The organism is Clostridium autoethanogenum DSM 10061 (assembly GCF_001484725.1).
GTDB classification, from domain to species: domain Bacteria; phylum Bacillota; class Clostridia; order Clostridiales; family Clostridiaceae; genus Clostridium_B; species Clostridium_B ljungdahlii.
Window position 1 is genome coordinate 1,107,377 of record NZ_CP012395.1, and the last position, 19,164, is coordinate 1,126,540.

The window sequence follows — 19,164 nt, forward strand, 5'->3', positions numbered from 1 at the left end:
CCTTTCTTTATACTTCTTCAATATACTCTGCGGCACTTTCTCCAGCCATACGTCCTGAATTAATTGCAAATCCCATGCTGTTACCAGGAAGAGTAAAATTATAGCTGTCTCCATAAATTGTATTAGCATCAGTACCAGCGCTATAAAGTCCCTCAATTGGATTAAAGCTTTCATCTAAAACTTCACAATATTTATTGATACGAACACCACCAATTGTTCCATAAGCTCCAAGGTAGAATTTTCCAACTAAATATTTTCCCTTTCCAGTGATAGGATGGAGATATGCCTGTTTTTTATGGAATTTAGTGTCTACTCCCGTTTCACAGGCTTCATTATATTCATCAATAGTATCTTGTAATTTTTCAGCATCAATATTAAGTTTTTTAGCAAGCTCTTCTACTGTTCGTGCTTCAAAATATGATTCATAACCTTGTTCTACTGCCTTAGCAATCTCTCCATCAACTGCAAGGAAAGCATCTGCTGGATGAACAATATCAAAAATATCTGGACCATTCTTTTTATAATGTTTTAAAATTCCTTCATCCATAATGCAGTAAGCATAATTGCCCGGCTGCATTGCAATGGCATTTCCAGTAAATGTAGTATTTCCCATATCTCCTTCATTCATAAAACGATCACCAAGTTGATTAATTAAAAGATTTGGCTGACGCAGCACTGCATCTAGTAAAAACCAGTTTAAATTATCAGGAAGCTGATAAATTGCCTCAATATTTTCTCCATATTTCATTGCACCTGCTTCCCACATCATTTTCAAGCCATCACCTGTTATTCCAGGAACCATAAATGGGAAATAATCTTCTCCAATTGTCAAACCAAATTCAGATTTTATCATATTCTTGTTATTGCCAAAACCACCAGTTGCAACAATAACAGCTTTTGCCCTGACTTCAATAATATTACCTTCACTATCTTGTGCTTTAACACCACATATTCTTCCATTTTCCTTTATTAAAGAAACCACTGGTGTTTCCAATAGGATTTTTGTTCCAAGTTCTTTTGCACGTTCTGTCATTATTTTTGCCATTCCACTAGCTGCACGTGGTCCAATAACTCCATTTTCCGGCTTAACTATATGCCAAGTTGCCGCTGATTCTTTAAAATAGCGAAATGCTCCTGCAAATTCTACTCCCATATCCTGTAACCATTCAATTGTTTCTGCACTCTTATTAAAGTATGTCTGAACTAAATCCTCATCTACACGATAATGAGTATATTTCATATGCATGTCAAGGGCTTCTGCTACACTTATATTGTTAAAGTTATCTTTCTGAATTTTAGTATCTATTCCAAGTGGTCCCATACCCATGTTTGCTGCTCCACCTGTTGTACTAGATTTTTCAAAAAGAATAGATTTTAAATTGTTCTCTCCAGCTGTAATAGCTGCTGCCAGTCCTGCTGGGCCTCCTGCTGCGATTATAATATCTGTTTCCATCTTTTTCATAATAGTACCCTCCTTTGACTTTTTAATCTCTGATATTTTCTCAGATGCTTTATTATTATCTTTTTTAAGTGGAATAACAAGCTTAGTTCTGTGTCTTTTTAAATTGTGCCGTTTTTTCTTCTCTGTGTCCTCTTCTGTTATATTTTTACTTCCTTTTACTCTTGTTAGTTTTGTAGGAAGTTTAGGGGTTTTGCCATTTACCTTAACAATTGCATTATTGGGACATTCATCTATACATATGCCGCATTTAGTGCAATCAAATTCGTCAATCATGGAAATATAGCCCTTTTTTGCTTCAATACAATCCTCTGGACAAACTTCCAAGCATTTTCCACAACCTTTGCATTTTCTAGGATCTACGTATATATTTGTAAAGGCTAAACACTGGCCAGCAGGACATCCCCTCTTCTTTATATGCTGCTCTACTTCTAATTTAAATTCTGTTATTGCACTTGCTGCTGGTTCTCCTGAGCATTTTCCTAATGAGCAATTACATGAAAATTTCATTGCACTTGTTAACTCTTCTACCATAGCAAGATCCTCTTTCTCTGATCTGCCTTTTATCATGTCATCAAATATAACATCAAGCTGATATAATCCTTCACGGCAAAAAGTACATTTTCCACAGCTTTGCTTTCTAAGATTTTCTAGTTCTTTTTTTGTTTTTTCTACTATGCAATCATTTTCGTAAATTATATGAATAACACCACTTCCATAGGAGTTTTCCTTTATAATGCCATTATTTAATACATCTAATCTATAAAAATGGTGGTTAATCATAACCGATTTAACCTTAGCTGTGTCTAAAAAATCCACAAGTTTTGTACCGAATTTAACTTCCTTAGGTACATCTTCATCTACTGCTATAATAATTCCTGGTGCTGTGCCCGTAATTTTATCGGCAATTCCGGCTAAAGTTTCTAAATTAAAAATAATATGCTCTTTATGTGCCCTTACATCAACTAGTTCACCTACTTCTACTCTAAGTTTTACTCCTGCTGTTTTTGCACTGGCTAATAATTCAGCTTCATTATCCGTATTACGAAGTTCTAATAGGGCCTCTTCTGCTCCTGATGCCTTTGCTAATACTGAAAGACCTGCTGCAAGTCCAGCTGGATTTGTTTTTGCCAAAATATTAAGCATTCCATCTGTATCCGAATTGTTTAGTGCTCCAACTATAACTTTACAATTAGGTTTTTCCTTTATCATATCTAAAACTTTCATAGGACTTGTGCCATAATCATACATTCCCTGTAAACATGATAGTGCAGCTTCTTTTCCAATCTTTTCTGCCAATATAAGTGCCTCAGTATTATTAGTTAGCATTTTTGTTCACCTCCACTTCATTGCTTATAGAATAATCGCTCCAAACACGATGCTTTGTAATATCAAATCTAAGGTCACACTGCAAGCATCTTCCTGCCTCACTGCAAATATCATCATTACAAAGTCCTTTATTTACATCATTAAAGTTATTCTTTCGCTTATCTGCTTGTACAATGTCTTCTTTTGCACGCCTTAAATACCCAAATCCTTCTATTCTTCCAATGTTTGAAAGCTTTTGTTCCTCAGGTGCTAACACTTCTGAAATGTCTCCATCTCCTCCAAGGAAACGATCAATTTCACTGGCAGCAGCTCTTCCTGATGCAACTGCCTCAATTACAGTTTTAGTTCCATACACTGCATCTCCACAGGCAAAAATTCCTTCTACACTCGTCTTAGCACTTTTCCCAATTTCAACTGCAATGGAATTTCCACGCCCAAGTTTTAACCCTGCATCTTCATTAATTGCAGTTCTCTGTCCAACTGCAAATATAACAGTATCTGCATTAATAATGTGCTCTGAATTTGGTTCCTTTTCAATGATGGCTTTACGATTTTCATCAAAATAAAAGTTCTTAACATTGCAGAAAGCAGCACCGGTAACTTTATCATCACCAACAATTCTCTCAAAAGTTTGTCCAGGATGTACAAAAATACCTTCTTCACCAGCCTGTAAAATTTCCTCATCATCAGCTAACATCACTTCACGTTTTTCTAGACATGCTAAATGAACTTCTTCTGCCCCAAGCCTTTTAGCAGTTCTTGCACAATCAAAAGCAACATTTCCACCTCCAAGAACAATAACATGCTTTCCAATTCCAGTATCTTCCCCCATTGAAGCCTTTCGCAAAAATTCTGTATTAACTGTAATACCATTGAGCTCATTCCCTTCCATAGGAAGACGTACTCCATTATGGGTTCCTATAGCCATAAGTACTACATCAAATTTCTCCAATAATTCTTTAGGTTTCTCTACTCTAGTATTTAATTCAACTTTAACCCCAACTTCTTTTACATAGTTGGCTTCTTTGTCTACAATCTCACGAGGCAACCGATAAGATGGAATTCCATACTGCATTTGCCCACCAAGCCTTGGATATGCTTCTTTCAAAACAACTTCATGTCCCTGCTTAGCCAAATAAAATGCTGCTGCGAGTCCAGCTGGACCACCTCCAACTACGCAAACTGTTTTTCCTGTTGATGGAAGATGCTTACTGTTTTTCTTCCATAATTTATTATTGTCATGTTCTGCAGCAAATCTTTTAATATCACGAATAGACACAGCTTCATTAACTTCACCACGCCTGCATTTGCTTTCACATGAATGTGCACATACACGACCTAAACATTCTGGGAAAGGAAGTTTTTCATGTATTACTGCTGTAGCCTCGGCAAATTTACCTTCTTTTGCAAAACGTAAATACTTAGGTATATTCGTACGTACAGGACAAGTAGCTTCACATGGAATTAAAGTATCACGTTTTTCAATTGGAGAATAATTTAACATGTCACGAATAGTTCCTGTTGGACAAACCTCTGCGCATGCTCCACAAAAACAGCAATCAGAATCTTTTAATAGTTTATCCTGAAGAGTTCCTACATATGTTTCCATGTCCTTCTTATTGTATTGAAGAACCTTTACTCCCCTCAAATCATTACAAGCACGCACACATCTTCCACACAGTACACATCGATTCATATCATGAATTAAGAGAGGATTTTTTTCATTGCTTTGAAATCCTTTTACTCTTGTCCTCATTCTTGTTGCCGATACTTCCATATATTGTATCAATGTCTGAAATTCACATCTTCCATATTTGGGGCAAGTTGAACAATCTTCAGGATGAGCTGCAAGCAATAATTCCATTGCTAACTTTCTTAAATGATCAATCTTTTCACTTTTTGTACAAATATTTAGTCCATCTTCTACTTTAAGTGTACAGGAAGTAAAAACTCCTTCCCTTCCTTGAACTTCAACTATGCATAAGCGGCAGGATTCAATTTCTGGTAAATCCGGATGATGACACAAATGTGGAATATAAATTCCATTTTGAAGTGCTGCTTCTAAAACGCTTACACCTTGAGGAACTGTAATTTCTTTTCCGTCAATTATAATATTAACCACTTCTCTACCCCTTCCTTATCTTTAATTAGTTATAAACAATATATAATAATTGTTATTTCTTTAACAATTATTATATATTGTTTTTTTGATAAATACTTCCTTTGAATATTGAAAAATTAGATTTAAAAATAGGTAAATTTCAGACATTTGTCTTAAATTTAAATTAGAACAGTAAAACAAATAAATTTTTGATTACTTTACACATTATCTAGCTTCATTTTGCGAACACTTGTTCTTTTAGGAAAAATGAGTTATAATTAATTCATAAAAGTGCAAAGATTGGTGATGAAGTATGGAAATAGGTGAAAAGTTAAGAATTTTATCTTCTGCAGCCAAATATGATGTATCTTGTTCATCTTCGGGCTCAAATAGACATTCAAAAAAAGGCAGTCTCGGTTCAGCAGATGTAAGCGGTATATGCCACAGTTTTACTCCAGATGGACGATGTGTATCCCTGCTTAAGATACTTCTAACAAATTGCTGCATATATGATTGTTCTTATTGTATTAATAGAAAATCCAATGATATTGAAAGAGCTTTTTTTACTTGCGATGAAATTGTAGATTTGACAATGAACTTTTACAGACGCAATTATATAGAAGGCTTGTTTTTAAGTTCATCAATTGTGAAAAATGCCGACTTTACCATGGAACTGCTTACAACTGTTGCTTATAAACTAAGAAATGAATATAACTTCAGGGGTTACATTCATATGAAAGCAATTCCCGGAGCTGACAAAGACCTTATAAAAAAGGCCGGTTCCCTTGTAGACAGAATGAGTGTAAATATAGAACTGCCATCAGCAAAATCGCTTAAATTATTGGCACCTGAAAAAAATAAGCACGATATTTTTAAACCTATGGGAGATATTAAAAATAATATTATTGCAAATAAGTATGACCGTAGAAAATATAAAAATTCATCTATATTCGTGCCTGGAGGACAAAGCACCCAGCTTATTGTGGGAGCTACAAAAGAAAATGATTTAAATATACTGAATTTAACAGAAAATTTGTATAACAAATTTGATCTAAAAAGAATTTACTATTCCGCATATGTTCCTGTTAATAGCAATCCCAATCTTCCAGATATTAAAACTCCACCTACTTTAAGAGAACACAGATTGTATCAAGGTGATTGGCTGCTGAGAGTTTATGGATTTAAAGCAGAAGAATTATTAAATGAAAAAAATCCTAACTTTGATATCAACTTTGATCCTAAAACAACCTATGCCTTAAACAATATTCATCTATTTCCTGTTGAAATAAATAAGGCTCCTTATAACATTCTTATAAGGGTTCCTGGAATTGGTATACGCGGTGCACATAAGATAATAAGTGCCCGCAGAATTGGTTCACTAGACTTTTTTGATCTAAAAAAACTGGGCATAGTAATAAAAAGGGCACAATATTTTATTACTTGCAAAGGCAGATATTATGGAGCTGTGAAATTTGATGATATGCGCATTAAGAAAGCTCTTTCTCCTAAAGTTGATTTAAATTCAATAGATAAGGGAAAACAACTAAGTTTCTTTGATAATATGAACAATTTAACTATCCCTAAAATTTCATCGAATAATAAACTGCTTTTGTTAAATGATAAATCCACCTCAATTACTGGTGAATTATAGGAGGTTCTGTCTTGAAAGAATATATATATGATGATACTTTTGAAGGTTTACTTACAGCTATTTTCTATGCCTACAGCTGCAGAGAAAATTGTATCATAACAAAGTCAAGAGACTATATACCTTCATTTCTCAATGAAATTTTAAATATTCCAACTGAGTACGATAAATTTGATAGAGTTTATAAGAGCATCATAAAAAAACTTAACAAAAAAGTTTTAACAAATATTTATTACTTATATCTTTGTGAAATTTCAGATTCCAGTTCTATTGCTTTAAAGTATCTTAAACTTTGCTATAAATATGGTACAAATATTAATTTGGCTAAAAATAATGATATTATAATTTTAGTTGACAAGTATACTAGAAAAGTTACTTCTGAAGCTCATAACTTCAATGGATTTGTAAGGTTTAAAGAAATAGCACCATTAAGTTTTTATGCTCCTATAGAACCTGATCACAATATTTTACCATTGATACTCAATCATTTTACAAAAAGATTTTCCGACCAGAATTTTATAATTCATGATTTAAAAAGAGAACTGGCAATCATATACAACAAAAAGGCAGCTATCATAACTGAATTTAAAAAGGAAGATGCTAAAATTTTAAACTCAGCAGATGGCAAATTTGAAGCCCTTTGGAAAACTTTTTATAAATCCGTCAACATAGAAGAACGCAAAAATTTAAGGCTGCGCAGCCGCTGCATGCCAAGAAGATATTGGAATCATCTTACGGAATTTAAATAATAAAGTATATTTTCACAACACATTCAAAGTCTATATTCATATAAAGAAGACTATATCTACAATCCTTTTTGTTGAATCATTCAGTCTTGTCATCAGACTAAAAACATTTCCTGATGAATCTGAAATGTCTTTTACTATACCAGTAATATTATTAACTAGTTTTCCTCCATTCTTTATCTCCTCTTTCATTTTTAAGCTCAATGACTTTGTCTCATAAACAACATCATTTATGATTTTTGTGGATTTCATCAAGTCATCAACATCTCCTAAAACTTCTTCTAATGTTGATTTACTTGATGCTGTTTACTGATTTCTGACTTTTCTTCTCTTAAATTACTTATCTTAATTTACAATTTTAAAGGATATTTTCCATAGGTTCTTCCAGCTTCCATAAACATTTCAACCTTTTCTATTGGAGTGTTCATTGGAATTTGGCAGCCTGTGCTTAAAACATATCCTTTTTTAGAATCATGTCCTTTTCTAATACATTCTTTAACTGAGTTGAAAATATCTTCTTTTGTTCCTTCATACATAACATCCACTGGTGGAACATTTCCTGTAATAACCACTCTGTCCCCCATTATTTCTTTAGCTTCTTCTAAATCTTCATAATCGTCGATACTAAAATTAGAAACACCTGCATTTACAACATCTTTCCAGATATCCTTGCTTTTGCCACAAATATGTATTGCAGGAGAACTTCCTGTCTTTTCTTTTATTCTATCAATATTTTTCTTAAGGGCAGGTAATGAAAACTCTCTAAATTGTTTTGGACTTATAAGACTAGTGGATGAAACTGGATCTGCAAATCCAATAGATACACCTAACTTAGACACTTCATCTATATATCTATTATTACATTCTGCTATTATATCCATTAAAGTATGAACCTTTTCAGGACACTTAATTATCCATTTTAACAAATTTTCTGTTCCAACTACTGAAGCTGCAACACTAAAAGGCCCTGACATAGCAGCCCCAACATCTACTTCATCCATAAGTGCATTTTTAGTGAGCTTTATAGCTTCAATTAAAACTGGCAAATTACCATCTTTTAAAGGATCAATAATTTTGAGAGATTCTATTTCCTCTACAGATTTAATTGCTGGCTCTATTAGATAAGATATGCCATGATCAGGATACCCTATTTGGGCTCCCATGGCTTCAGCAACTCCTCTAAGACTAGTTGATATACTTGCCCCATCGTGACGAAGTCTTTTAAATAAAGCTATTTCTAGATCCGCCATAAGTTGTGGTGAATGATAATATTCACTAGCTTTAACTCCAATAAAAGGTGTCATGGTAACCCCCATATCAGGTACACATACTATTCTATCAATTTCTTCTCCTTTAGAAAAAGCTTGTACTCTTTCTTTTGGTGTCATTTCTTCTTTAATCAACAAGATCAACTCCCTACTTTATGTCTTTAGTTGAATTCTATCATTACAATAATAATTTTTCTATAACCATATTAAATACCAATAGGTCAAACTCTTTCTATAAGACTTTAATATATGGTACAAATATTAATTTAGCTAAAAATAATGATATTATAATTTTAGTTGATAAGTATACTAGAAAAGTTACTTCTGAAACTCATAACTTCAATGGATTTGTAAGATTTAAATATGCTTCATATGTTTATATCTCTAACTTTCATCAATTTTTAATATAATAAGAGGAAGATATTAAAACCTTCCTCTTAATCATAAAATTACTTTTTTATTAACTCCTTAATTTCATTTTCAACTTCAGTAGTTACAGCTCTTGTTCCACCAAAAATCGTAACATTTTTTAATTTAGCATCTTCTAAATATTCTTTTTGTTCTTCTGTAAGACTACTTGCCACAAGTATTACAGGTGATTTATTATTTGCTGCATAACTGCTGCCTGCTAACGCATCTGGGAAGTTTTCTCCTGACGCTACAGATACCTTTTCCACTGATGTATTAAAGTATTTTGCTACATTAAGAGAAGTTTCATATCTATCCTGTCCACCTATTCTTACTACATTTGTTTTGCCTACTGAAGCTTTAAACTGATCTTCAACTCCTACACTTACGGCTCCTTGTAAGCCTATTACATAGACTTTACTTGGCTTTATAGTTGAAATTTCCTTCTTAACTACATCTGGATTTTTATCTTTACTTACCATAAATATTGGGTATTGATTTACTGCTGCAGTACTACTTACTGATATTGCATCTGGATAATTGTCTCCTGATACAATAATTACTGGTGTTCCTTCTTTAACTCCTACTGTATCAGTAATTTTTGCTGCCGTTTCATATCTGTCTGCTCCACCTATTCTGGTGATATTACTAAAACCAGCTGCATTTATTTTAGCTTCCATATCCTTGCTTACTGAACCTATTCCTCCAAGAACATATACATTTCCTGTGGGATTCATATTTTCCTTCATATAAGTTATTACTTTTTCTTGATCTTCAACATTTTTTCCTACTAACAGTATTGGTGCTTTTTCCTTGTAGGCTAATACACTTCCCGCTAGTGCATCTGGATAATTGTCTGAAGATGCAAAAATGACCTTTGAAACCTTATCCTTATATGTCGCTTTTGCAATAGCAATAGCTGTACTTACTTTATCTTGTCCATATATTCTTTCTAATATCGCTTTTGCAGGTGATGGTGCTGTTCCACTGCCACCACTTGATCCTCCACTGGAGGATGATGTTGTGTCCTTTACTGTAATTACCAAAGTCTGAGCATTTCCTGCACTAAAATTAAAAGTTAATGTAGTTGTTCCTATACTTTGTTGTGACAAGTAATTTTTCTTAATTGTTACTGCATTATCTTTTACTTCATAGTCTGTTCCATTTACTAAAGTTTTGCTTAGGTTTACAACACTTACTAAAGTGTTGCCATTTAAAGTCATTGTTGTGCTTACATCTGCTTGTTTGGAAGTATTTTTATCAAACTCTGCTGTAATTGGATTTATTGTTGAATTTTGTACTGGTGGCACTGATTTATTCATTTTAAAATCATGCTTTACAATTTCCTTTTCCACAGAAATAGTAGGGCTTGTGTATTTATCATAGCCATCTTTGGATGCTACTATATAATAATCCGTATTAGGGAATACCATAAATCCATAAGCTCCAGCAGCATCACTTACTTGTGGGTTTTCATTATTGTTAGGTTTAAAACCATTTATAGCTGGAAGTTGCACTACAGTATCTGGTTTCCTACCTGAAGCTATATTTCTTGGAGTGTTTGCATAATAAAGTATTACATTAGCTCCATTAATTGCCTTTCCATTTGATGCATCTGTTATTATACCATAAGGATCAATTAATGTACTGTTTAAGCTTACATCCCCATTTTCAGAAACCTTAACATCAATAGTTCCGATAATAATTTTCTGCCCAAAACCTAAATCAAAAGTTACATTAATTTTTGATTCCGTACCCTTTGCTAAATTTTCAATTTTAATGGTTCCATCTGATGAAATTGAAGTTCCTTCTGATGAAAATCCTAGTTTCGAGATATTTATTACTGGATTTACTTTACCATCTGGAGTTCTTAACACTATAGCTTCCTGTGATTTCACTGACACAGTTTCAGTTCCATCAACTTCTTTTGTTACCTTTGTTTCTATACTTTCGACTTCCTTACCTGTTTCTGGATCTATAACAGTACCTTTTGAGATTATTTCAGGTGGCGTCGGTGTGTGTCCGTCTGCTGTTACTGTTACATTTGCTGTCGTTCCACTGCAAAGTGTCTTTAACCCATTTACATCTACTGCTACCACACCTACATATAAGTTTTCTCCTGCTGTCCAGTCAAAGGTAGCTGTCTGTATTCCTTTTGCTATACTTGTTTTTCCTGCCACTGTATCACTAATTCCTGGTGCTGATCCTGCCTTTGCTACTATTTCATAGTGATCTACTGTGACTGTCCCTGAATCTGTCCAGCTTACTGTTACACTGCTCTTTCCATCATCATTTACTCCATTATCTGCACTTGTTGGCTGGTTTACTGTAAATGCTGCTGGTACTATTGGTGAATTTACTGTTACTGTATACGTCACCTTTGTTGTTCCATCCTCTGCCGTCACTACTATCTTGTCTCCACTTACTACTGGATCATGCAATCCTGTTTCATCAAAGCTCTCATGGGATTCTCCCTTAGTCAGTGCTGCTACAAAATCTGATTTTGTCGTCCCATATGGTACATTTGTTATTGTTTCATTTGATGTGCCTCCTGCACTTACCGTATAGCTCCCTGATGTTACCGTTGCTACCGTGCTCTTTGGTGCTGGTTTTACTGTAATTGTATACGTCACCTTTGTTGTTCCATCTTCTGCTGTTACCACTATCTTGTCTCCGCTTACTACTGGATCATGCAATCCTGTTTCATCAAAGCTCTCATGGGATTCTCCCTTAGTCAGTGCTGCTACAAAATCTGATTTTGTCGTCCCATATGGTACATTTGTTATTGTTTCATTTGATGTGCCTCCTGCACTCACTGTATAGCTCCCTGATGTTACCGTTGCTATCGTACTCTTTGGTGCAGCATTCACTGTAATTGTATACGTCACCTTCGTTGTTCCATCTTCTGCCGTCACTACTATCTTGTCTCCACTTACTACTGGATCTGATAACTCTGATACATCCCAAGTCTGGCTTGCATTTCCTTTTGTCAATTCCGATTGAAATGCTATTTTTGATGTACCATATGGTACATTTGTTATTGTTTCATTTGATGTGCCTCCTGCACTTACCGTATAGCTTCCTGACGTTACCGTTGCTACCGTGCTCTTTGGTGCTGGTTTTACTGTAATTGTATACGTCACCTTTGTTGTTCCATCTTCTGCTGTTACCACTATCTTGTCTCCGCTTACTACTGGATCATGCAATCCTGTTTCATCAAAGCTCTCATGGGATTCTCCCTTAGTCAGTGCTGCTACAAAATCTGATTTTGTCGTCCCATATGGTACATTTGTTATTGTTTCATTTGATGTGCCTCCTGCACTCACTGTATAGCTCCCTGATGTTACCGTTGCTATCGTACTCTTTGGTGCTGGTTTTACTGTAATTGTATACGTCACCTTTGTTGTTCCATCTTCTGCCGTCACTACTATCTTGTCTCCACTTACTACTGGATCTGATAACTCTGATACATCCCAAGTCTGGCTTGCATTTCCTTTTGTCAATTCCGATTGAAATGCTATTTTTGATGTACCATATGGTACATTTGTTATTGTTTCATTTGATGTGCCTCCTGCACTTACCGTATAGCTCCCTGATGTTACCGTTGCTATCGTGCTCTTTGGTGCAGCATTCACTGTAATTGTATACGTCACCTTTGTTGTTCCATCCTCTGCTGTTACCACTATCTTATCTCCACTTGCTACTGGATCTGATAGCTCTGATACATCCCAAGTCTGGCTTGCATTTCCTTTTGTCAATGCCGATTGAAATGCTATTTTTGATGTACCATATGGTACATTTGTTATTGTTTCATTTGCTGTGCCTCCTGCACTTACCGTATAGCTCCCTGATGTTACCGTTGCTACCGTGCTCTTTGGTGCTGGTTTTACTGTAATTGTATACGTCACCTTTGTTGTTCCATCTTCTGCTGTTACCACTATCTTGTCTCCGCTTACTACTGGATCATGCAATCCTGTTTCATCAAAGCTCTCATGGGATTCTCCCTTAGTCAGTGCTGCTACAAAATCTGATTTTGTCGTCCCATATGGTACATTTGTTATTGTTTCATTTGATGTGCCTCCTGCACTTACTGTATAGCTTCCTGATGTTACTGTTGCTACATTTGATGCTGTATGTCCATCTGCTGCTACTGTCACATTTGCTGGTGTACCAGTGCACAATGTCCTTAACCCATTTATATCTACTGCCACCACTCCTACATATAAGTTTTCTCCTGCTGTCCAGTCAAAGGTAGCTGTCTGTATTCTATTTGCTATGCTTGTCTCTCCTGGCACTATATCACTAACTTCTGGTGCTAATCCTTCCTTTGCTACTATTTCATAGTGGTCTACTGTGGTTGTTGCTGAATCTGTCCAGTTTACTGTTACACTGCTCTTTCCATCATCATTTACTCCATTATCTGCACTTGTTGGCTGGTTTACTGTAAATGCTGCTGGTGGAACTGGTTCTACAACCGATGAATTCCTTGGAAATGGGGTGTTACATACAACAAAATCACTTGCATTATCATCTGTATCCCACCCATTTCCATTGCCACTACCGATATATGGCGTACTGCCATCATTTGCCTTACGTAAAAGACTCTGAGTAACAGATTGCGTCGGAGCACTATTTCCTTCTGAATAAGAGTACTTACCAATCCCATACCCTACTGCATCAATAATATTCGCACTTCTTGGACTTCCAGTTATATCAGTAAATGTTAAAGCATCTTGTGTATTAGCAAGAATAACTTTTTGCTGAGATGTATTTATTTTAAAATTATATAACACATCTTCTCCTACAGGTATATCTTGACCAACACTCCCAGCAATCGCTGACACAATTAAATAATATCCATGTGCTTGAATAGTACCAGTAAGGTTTATTTTAACACTATTAATAGATTTATTCTCCTGACATTGGAGGGACCAGGTAGATAAATCTACACTGGAATTTGTAGGATTATATAATTCTACAAATTTACGATTATAGGTTGGATTACCTACATCCAAACCTCCTCCAGCATAAATTTGGCTAATCACAACATGATTTGCCAAAGCTGCATACACTTTATTTCCTCTACTAAAAGGCACGCCCCACATGATTCCTACTAACATACATATGACCTGTATTAATGAAATTAATCTTTTCTTAAATACATTCAAAATTTCTACTCTCCTTTACTAAATCTACTTATAGTTTCCATATTGAAATTACCCTTAATCGTCGAAACCTCAGGACGTACAAAATCCGTCTGTATATCCTATCTGTTATAAGACACTTGCACTTAGCTCAATTAGATTTCGCATCAAGAAAAGCAAGCCTGATAATAGTACGCTTCTTGATCCCCATCAAGTGGAAGCATTGGAGTCATAAATATATGAAAAATACCAACTTTCTCTTGCTCTATCTCATATGTGCCTTGATTTATAAATATATCTTTCTTTCTTTTAAAAATAAGGGTAAATGGATCTCTTTTAGCATTAGACATCTTATATTTTCCCTCTGAAACCTTCACTAGAACAATTTCAAAAAAATTTTCTTCGTCATCAGAAACCTTGAAAATATCACCTACACTAAAAGTCTTATTTGTAAAGGCGCCCAACATTATAATCTCTCTCCTCGCTATCAACATTATTAATCTCTTGAAGGATACAAGCCCTGAAGGGCAATAATGTAATTCATAGCAACATATGGAGACATCGTGTTAATAGACTGTCCAGCACCTGTTGCAGCAGTAGTCCCACCGATAGTACCTAATGTACCTGTTACTGCAGCGGATGGTATATTTATTGTACCTCCTGGCATTTGCACATTATCTCTATCGCCAGAAGCAGGCTCCTTATATATAGGTGTACTATTACCACTAGTTGGATCTTGTGTCAACGCAAGATAGGTTTTATCAGTTGGTGTAGTAACAGTTGCTGTATTAGGACTTGCCGGAATAGTGTAAGTCCCAGTTCCAGCCGCTGTACTCAAGTTCATTCCTTGTGTCTGTGCAGTAAAAGTATGGTTATGAGGCGGCAAATTATCAGTTGTTAATTTGACTGCAGACAACCCTCCATATTGTCCCAATGTAGAAGTTATCCTTCCATAAATTGTTGGAGTACCACAACCAATAGGTACAGCACCACGAAGATCCGGCAGTGCAAAGGTACTTGACCCATTTCCTCCATAATTAGTACCTAGTATCGAATATAGTGCCGTATACTGACTGATTTGGAGCATCTGCCCCCAACAAAAAGCCCACCCTTGTGGTGCAAAAGTGCCTGCAAATAATACAATTGATCCTATATAAGCTTCATCCATTTTGTTAATCTCCTTCCATTTTATTTATTATCTATAATCAAAGGCATAATTAAATACACCTGATTACCAACATTAGTAAATTAAATTATATATTGCATTTCACAAAAAATATTATTATTTTCAGTAATTTTAAAACCAAGTTTCTCATAAAATAAAAAAGCTTTATTATTAAACCAAATTACTTGAAGACTTAAATTTTTTCTTTCTTTTATAGCGTTCTCAATTATTAATTTCATAGTTCTCCTTCCAATACCTTGATTTCTATATTGCTCTAAAAGTCCTATTTCCAAAATACGATAGTTAGCCTCTCCACGATGTAAATATAACCTTCCTACCGATTCATCATTCAATTTTACTATATAAAATTCAGCCTTAGGATACATTCTCGCTAACTGCTGCTGCTGTATTTTAAACTGTTCTACTATAATATCTTCCTTTTTTTCTTCACTTAAATTGCTTATAAAATTTAATTCTGGTCGACCTTCTTTAAAAACTTTTAATAAAAATTCATAATCTTTTGGTTCAGCAGGACATAATGAAATACTATTACTTTCATTTTCATTCGTAGTTTCTTTCATTTTTATATAACCATCCTTTCGTTTAAGTTACAAAACATCATGGAAAATTTCTTTCAAACTTATTTTTCCTTCCATATCTAATTAATTAATTTATGCCTGAATCCTGGAATTTCATTAATAACATATTGAAAATTTACTTTCTTTACATTATCACCATTACCTATATTCATAATTTTTAAAGGTAATGTTAATGAACACTGTAGATATGATAACCTTTCTTCTTCAAAAACTTGTATATTGGTAAACAAATTTAAATTTTTATATCTTTTATCAGCATCAGATGGAATTTCAACTTCAACCTCCTCAAAAAAGTATTTTCCTTGCATTTCCATCCTTGCAGTACTCTTATTTAGCTGAAATATTTCATTTAAATGGTAGCAATAATCCTTATCTGCTCCTTCTACTCCCATCATTCTATCCATATCTCTTTTAGTGTCTAATAATCCTGCTTGAATAACTACATTTTCTGGTATTAGAATTCCATCTGGCTCCATTTGAGGGACTAAATTTAAAGTTATAGCAACTTGAGGTTCTTTCTGTAGTGCTCTCTGCATAGTTTCTGTAACAATCATATGAATAGGTTTGTCTCTATCTGCCTTATATTCAGCTGCATCACATTGAACTATCTTCTCAACATATTCCTCAACTTTAAAAGTTTTAATCACCTTTTTAAGATTTTCTACACTACGTAAATTTATTTCAAGTAAAGTAAATCCAACCTCACTGCTAGAAAAAATTGTGGTCAATGGCAGCATTAAAGTGGCAAATGGTCCTGTACCTGCATATAATATATTAATCTTCCTATTAGGGAATTTTTCTTTTGCACATTTCATTCCTAAAAATACTCCACGGACAAATTTCTTTGTTCTCATAAATTCTTTTATACACATTCCTGCCCAAACTGTTCCTATTGCCTTTCCTTTTGGTAAATAGTAATCCTCCCTACAAGCTTTATCATCTTCCTCTAAACCAGATACAGTTACAAAAAGATGGTATAAATCATCTGCAGCTTTTTTTATTTCTCCATAATTGTCTTCTTTTTTAAGCAGCAATCCTGTAATTCTTTTTAGTTCTTCTTTATAATCTTTCATAAACTACCTCTTAATATTTCTTTAAAAAATTATCAAAATACAACCTCGTATACAATTTATAATTATGGCATACAAAAATTAATATACATATACTCCTTTTGGAGTATTTTTTATATAAATTTTAATAAAGTAACTATAATCAAGATTATTTTAATCATACTCATAATTATGAAATATACTCTTTTATGCTTAATACTATATATATATTCTGCTAAGCGTATTTTTATTTAACGTCATATCTACTGTAATGATATTCTCTAGATACTATAAAACGGTTTTACCATTAATTTCTTGGCAATTATATTTATAATATTGGGTATTTCTTAAAAAAAATTAGCACAATTTTCTTATTTAATAAATTATTAATTATTTTTTTAATATAATAATATATTTTTTATATTATCTCGCATATAATTTTTATCACTTTCCATTTACTATCTAAATAATTCTTCTATATATACTTCAAAAGAAACCATATCTACCGTTTAATATCGTAGGTTCTATCAGAACACTTGTTCTGTAGTAAAAAATGAGTTATAATTAATTCATAGAAATGCAAAGATTGGTGATGAAGTATGAAAATAGGTGAAAAGTTAAGGATTTTATCTTCTGCAGCCAAATATGATGTATCTTGTTCATCTTCCGGCTTAAATAGACATTCAAAAAAAGGTAGTCTTGGTTCAGCTGATGTAAGTGGTATATGCCACAGTTTTACTCCAAATGGACGGTGTGTATCCCTGCTTAAGATACTTCTAACAAATTGCTGCATATATGATTATGCCTTAAACAATATTCATCTATTTCCTGTTGAAATAAATAAGGCTCCTTATATAACATTCTTATAAGGGTTCCTGGGATTGGTATACGAGGTACACATAAGATAATAAGTGCTCGCAGAATTGGTTTATTGGACTTTTTTGATCTAAAAAAACTTGGCATAGTCATAAAAAGGGCTCAATATTTTATTACTTGCAAAGGCAGATATTATGGAGCTGTGAAATTTGATGATATTCGCATCAAGAAGGCTCTTTCTCCTAAAGTTGATTTAAATTCAATAGATAAGGGAGAACAATTAAGTTTCTTTGATAATATGAACAATTTAACTATCCCTAAAATTTCATCGAATAATAAATTGCTTTTGTTAAATGATAAGTTCACCTCAATTACTGGTGAATTATAGGAGGTTGTGTCTTGAAAGAATATATATATGATGATACTTTTGAAGGTTTACTTACAGCTATTTTCTATGCCTACAGCTGCAGAGAATCTTGTATCATAACAAAATCCAGAGACTATATACCTTCATTTCTCAATGAAACTTTAAATATTTCAATTGAGTACGATAAATTTGATAGAGTTTATAAGAGCATCATTAAAAAACTTAACAGAAAAGTTTTAACAAATATTTATTACTTATATCTTTGTGGAATTTCAGATTCCAGTTCTATTTCTTTAAAGTATCTTAAACTTTGCTATAAATATGGTACAAATATTAATTTGGCTAAAAATAATGATATTATAATTTTAGTTGACAAGTATACTAGAAAAGTTACTTCTGAAGCTCATAACTTCAACGGATTTGTAAGATTTAAAGAAATAGCCCCATTAAGTTTTTATGCTCCTATAGAACCTGATCACAATATTTTACCATTAATACTCAATCATTTTACAAAAAGATTTTCCGATCAGAATTTTATAATTCATGATTTAAAAAGAGAACTGGCAATCATATACAACAAAAAGACCGCTATCATAACTGAATTTAAAAAGGAAGACGCTAAAATTTTAAACTCAGCAGATGGCAAATTTGAAACTCTTTGGAAAACCTTTTATAAATCCGTCAACATAGAAGAACGTAAAAATTTAAGGCTGCGCAGCCGCTGCATGCCTAAAAGATATTGGTCTCATCTTACAGAATTTAAATAATAAAGTATATTGTCACAACACATTCAAAGTCTAAATTCATATAAAGAACACTACCTGCAAAGCAGGTAGTTACAAGTGCTGACTTTGTAAATCCACTTGGAAAGTTTAATCCATTGATTTTACACTGTTACTAATTCACTAGCAATACTGCTTATAGCTTCATCCACAGAAGAAAGTCTCTTCTTTTCTTCAATTATTTGTTCAGAGGCTGAAACAGAATACGAAGCTGTATTGTTCACTGATTCAGCTACATTTTTCATGCAAGTAGATATTTTCTCCGATTGCTCCGACTGTATAC

16 protein-coding genes are annotated in these 19,164 nt (G+C 33.7%); 6 read left to right on the forward strand and 10 right to left on the reverse strand.

Features of this window, described 5'->3' with window-relative positions:
* Positions 1 to 7: 7 nt before the first annotated feature.
* Positions 8 to 2,788 carry an FAD-binding protein gene (locus tag CLAU_RS21440; RefSeq protein WP_013239663.1) on the reverse strand — a complete coding sequence of 927 codons (2,781 nt, stop codon included), beginning with the start codon at positions 2,786 to 2,788 and terminating at the stop codon, positions 8 to 10.
* Positions 2,778 to 4,910 (reverse strand): FAD-dependent oxidoreductase, encoded by a 2,133-nt coding sequence (locus tag CLAU_RS04890; RefSeq protein WP_023162076.1) that lies wholly within the window; start codon positions 4,908 to 4,910, stop codon positions 2,778 to 2,780. The genes CLAU_RS21440 and CLAU_RS04890 overlap by 11 nt, the downstream gene beginning before the upstream one ends.
* Before the next feature lie 292 nt (positions 4,911 to 5,202).
* Between CLAU_RS04890 and CLAU_RS04895 the strand changes: the two genes are divergently transcribed.
* Positions 5,203 to 6,540 (forward strand): putative DNA modification/repair radical SAM protein, encoded by a 1,338-nt coding sequence (locus tag CLAU_RS04895; RefSeq protein ID WP_013239665.1) that lies wholly within the window; start codon positions 5,203 to 5,205, stop codon positions 6,538 to 6,540.
* Between the two features lie 11 nt (positions 6,541 to 6,551).
* Complete coding sequence (locus CLAU_RS04900) at positions 6,552 to 7,286, forward strand: TIGR03915 family putative DNA repair protein (RefSeq protein WP_013239666.1); 735 nt, start codon at positions 6,552 to 6,554, stop codon at positions 7,284 to 7,286.
* Between the two features lie 36 nt (positions 7,287 to 7,322).
* Here CLAU_RS04900 and CLAU_RS04905 read toward each other — a convergent pair whose 3' ends face one another.
* Complete coding sequence (locus CLAU_RS04905; RefSeq protein ID WP_035787820.1) at positions 7,323 to 7,538, reverse strand: hypothetical protein; 216 nt, start codon at positions 7,536 to 7,538, stop codon at positions 7,323 to 7,325.
* Between the two features lie 95 nt (positions 7,539 to 7,633).
* Complete coding sequence (locus CLAU_RS04910; protein ID WP_029169997.1) at positions 7,634 to 8,686, reverse strand: methylcobamide--CoM methyltransferase; 1,053 nt, start codon at positions 8,684 to 8,686, stop codon at positions 7,634 to 7,636.
* A gap of 20 nt (positions 8,687 to 8,706) precedes the next feature.
* On the opposite strand from CLAU_RS04910, the gene CLAU_RS21535 reads away from it, so the two are divergent.
* Positions 8,707 to 8,961, forward strand: a complete 255-nt coding sequence (locus tag CLAU_RS21535) for a DUF4130 domain-containing protein (RefSeq protein WP_242825682.1) — start codon at positions 8,707 to 8,709, stop codon at positions 8,959 to 8,961.
* 39 nt (positions 8,962 to 9,000) lie between these two features.
* Here CLAU_RS21535 and CLAU_RS04915 read toward each other — a convergent pair whose 3' ends face one another.
* The 5 genes from CLAU_RS04915 to CLAU_RS04935 all read right to left on the reverse strand — a co-directional run bounded on the left by CLAU_RS04915 (position 9,001) and on the right by CLAU_RS04935 (position 16,940).
* Positions 9,001 to 14,127 (reverse strand): cell wall-binding repeat-containing protein, encoded by a 5,127-nt coding sequence (locus CLAU_RS04915; protein ID WP_023162078.1) that lies wholly within the window; start codon positions 14,125 to 14,127, stop codon positions 9,001 to 9,003.
* 143 nt (positions 14,128 to 14,270) lie between these two features.
* Complete coding sequence (locus CLAU_RS04920; RefSeq protein WP_023162079.1) at positions 14,271 to 14,570, reverse strand: DUF6916 family protein; 300 nt, start codon at positions 14,568 to 14,570, stop codon at positions 14,271 to 14,273.
* A gap of 29 nt (positions 14,571 to 14,599) precedes the next feature.
* Positions 14,600 to 15,271, reverse strand: a complete 672-nt coding sequence (locus tag CLAU_RS04925; protein ID WP_013239672.1) for a phage tail protein — start codon at positions 15,269 to 15,271, stop codon at positions 14,600 to 14,602.
* 80 nt (positions 15,272 to 15,351) lie between these two features.
* Complete coding sequence (locus tag CLAU_RS04930) at positions 15,352 to 15,849, reverse strand: GNAT family N-acetyltransferase (RefSeq protein ID WP_023162080.1); 498 nt, start codon at positions 15,847 to 15,849, stop codon at positions 15,352 to 15,354.
* A 77-nt stretch (positions 15,850 to 15,926) separates the two neighbouring features.
* Positions 15,927 to 16,940 carry an SAM-dependent methyltransferase gene (locus tag CLAU_RS04935; RefSeq protein ID WP_023162081.1) on the reverse strand — a complete coding sequence of 338 codons (1,014 nt, stop codon included), beginning with the start codon at positions 16,938 to 16,940 and terminating at the stop codon, positions 15,927 to 15,929.
* A gap of 575 nt (positions 16,941 to 17,515) precedes the next feature.
* Here CLAU_RS04935 and CLAU_RS21540 point away from each other — a divergent pair.
* From CLAU_RS21540 to CLAU_RS04950, 3 genes are all read left to right on the forward strand, one after another.
* Positions 17,516 to 17,785, forward strand: a complete 270-nt coding sequence (locus tag CLAU_RS21540; RefSeq protein WP_023162082.1) for a hypothetical protein — start codon at positions 17,516 to 17,518, stop codon at positions 17,783 to 17,785.
* Positions 17,786 to 17,847: 62 nt separating this feature from the next.
* Entirely contained in the window at positions 17,848 to 18,120 is a 273-nt protein-coding gene (locus CLAU_RS21545) for a hypothetical protein (protein ID WP_013239676.1), read from the forward strand.
* Between the two features lie 11 nt (positions 18,121 to 18,131).
* The gene (locus tag CLAU_RS04950) at positions 18,132 to 18,866 is read left to right on the forward strand and encodes a TIGR03915 family putative DNA repair protein (RefSeq protein ID WP_023162083.1); all 735 of its coding nucleotides are present in this window, start codon (positions 18,132 to 18,134) and stop codon (positions 18,864 to 18,866) included.
* A gap of 119 nt (positions 18,867 to 18,985) precedes the next feature.
* Here the strand turns inward: CLAU_RS04950 and CLAU_RS20695 are convergent, their stop codons facing one another.
* Positions 18,986 to 19,126 carry a hypothetical protein gene (locus CLAU_RS20695; protein ID WP_158212045.1) on the reverse strand — a complete coding sequence of 47 codons (141 nt, stop codon included), beginning with the start codon at positions 19,124 to 19,126 and terminating at the stop codon, positions 18,986 to 18,988.
* Positions 19,127 to 19,164 lie beyond the last annotated feature (38 nt).

Excerpts from the sequence above, each read along its gene's own strand:
- CLAU_RS21440 (WP_013239663.1), bottom strand. The coding sequence starts at position 2,788 with ATGCTAACTAATAATACTGAGGCACTTATATTGGCAGAAAAGATTGGA.
- CLAU_RS04895 (WP_013239665.1), top strand. The coding sequence starts at position 5,203 with ATGGAAATAGGTGAAAAGTTAAGAATTTTATCTTCTGCAGCCAAATAT.
- CLAU_RS21535 (WP_242825682.1), top strand. The coding sequence starts at position 8,707 with ATGTCTTTAGTTGAATTCTATCATTACAATAATAATTTTTCTATAACC.
- CLAU_RS04920 (WP_023162079.1), bottom strand. The coding sequence starts at position 14,570 with ATGTTGGGCGCCTTTACAAATAAGACTTTTAGTGTAGGTGATATTTTC.
- CLAU_RS04925 (WP_013239672.1), bottom strand. The coding sequence starts at position 15,271 with ATGGATGAAGCTTATATAGGATCAATTGTATTATTTGCAGGCACTTTT.
- CLAU_RS04930 (WP_023162080.1), bottom strand. The coding sequence starts at position 15,849 with ATGAAAGAAACTACGAATGAAAATGAAAGTAATAGTATTTCATTATGT.
- CLAU_RS04935 (WP_023162081.1), bottom strand. The coding sequence starts at position 16,940 with ATGAAAGATTATAAAGAAGAACTAAAAAGAATTACAGGATTGCTGCTT.
- CLAU_RS21540 (WP_023162082.1), top strand. The coding sequence starts at position 17,516 with ATGAAAATAGGTGAAAAGTTAAGGATTTTATCTTCTGCAGCCAAATAT.
- CLAU_RS20695 (WP_158212045.1), bottom strand. The coding sequence starts at position 19,126 with ATGAAAAATGTAGCTGAATCAGTGAACAATACAGCTTCGTATTCTGTT.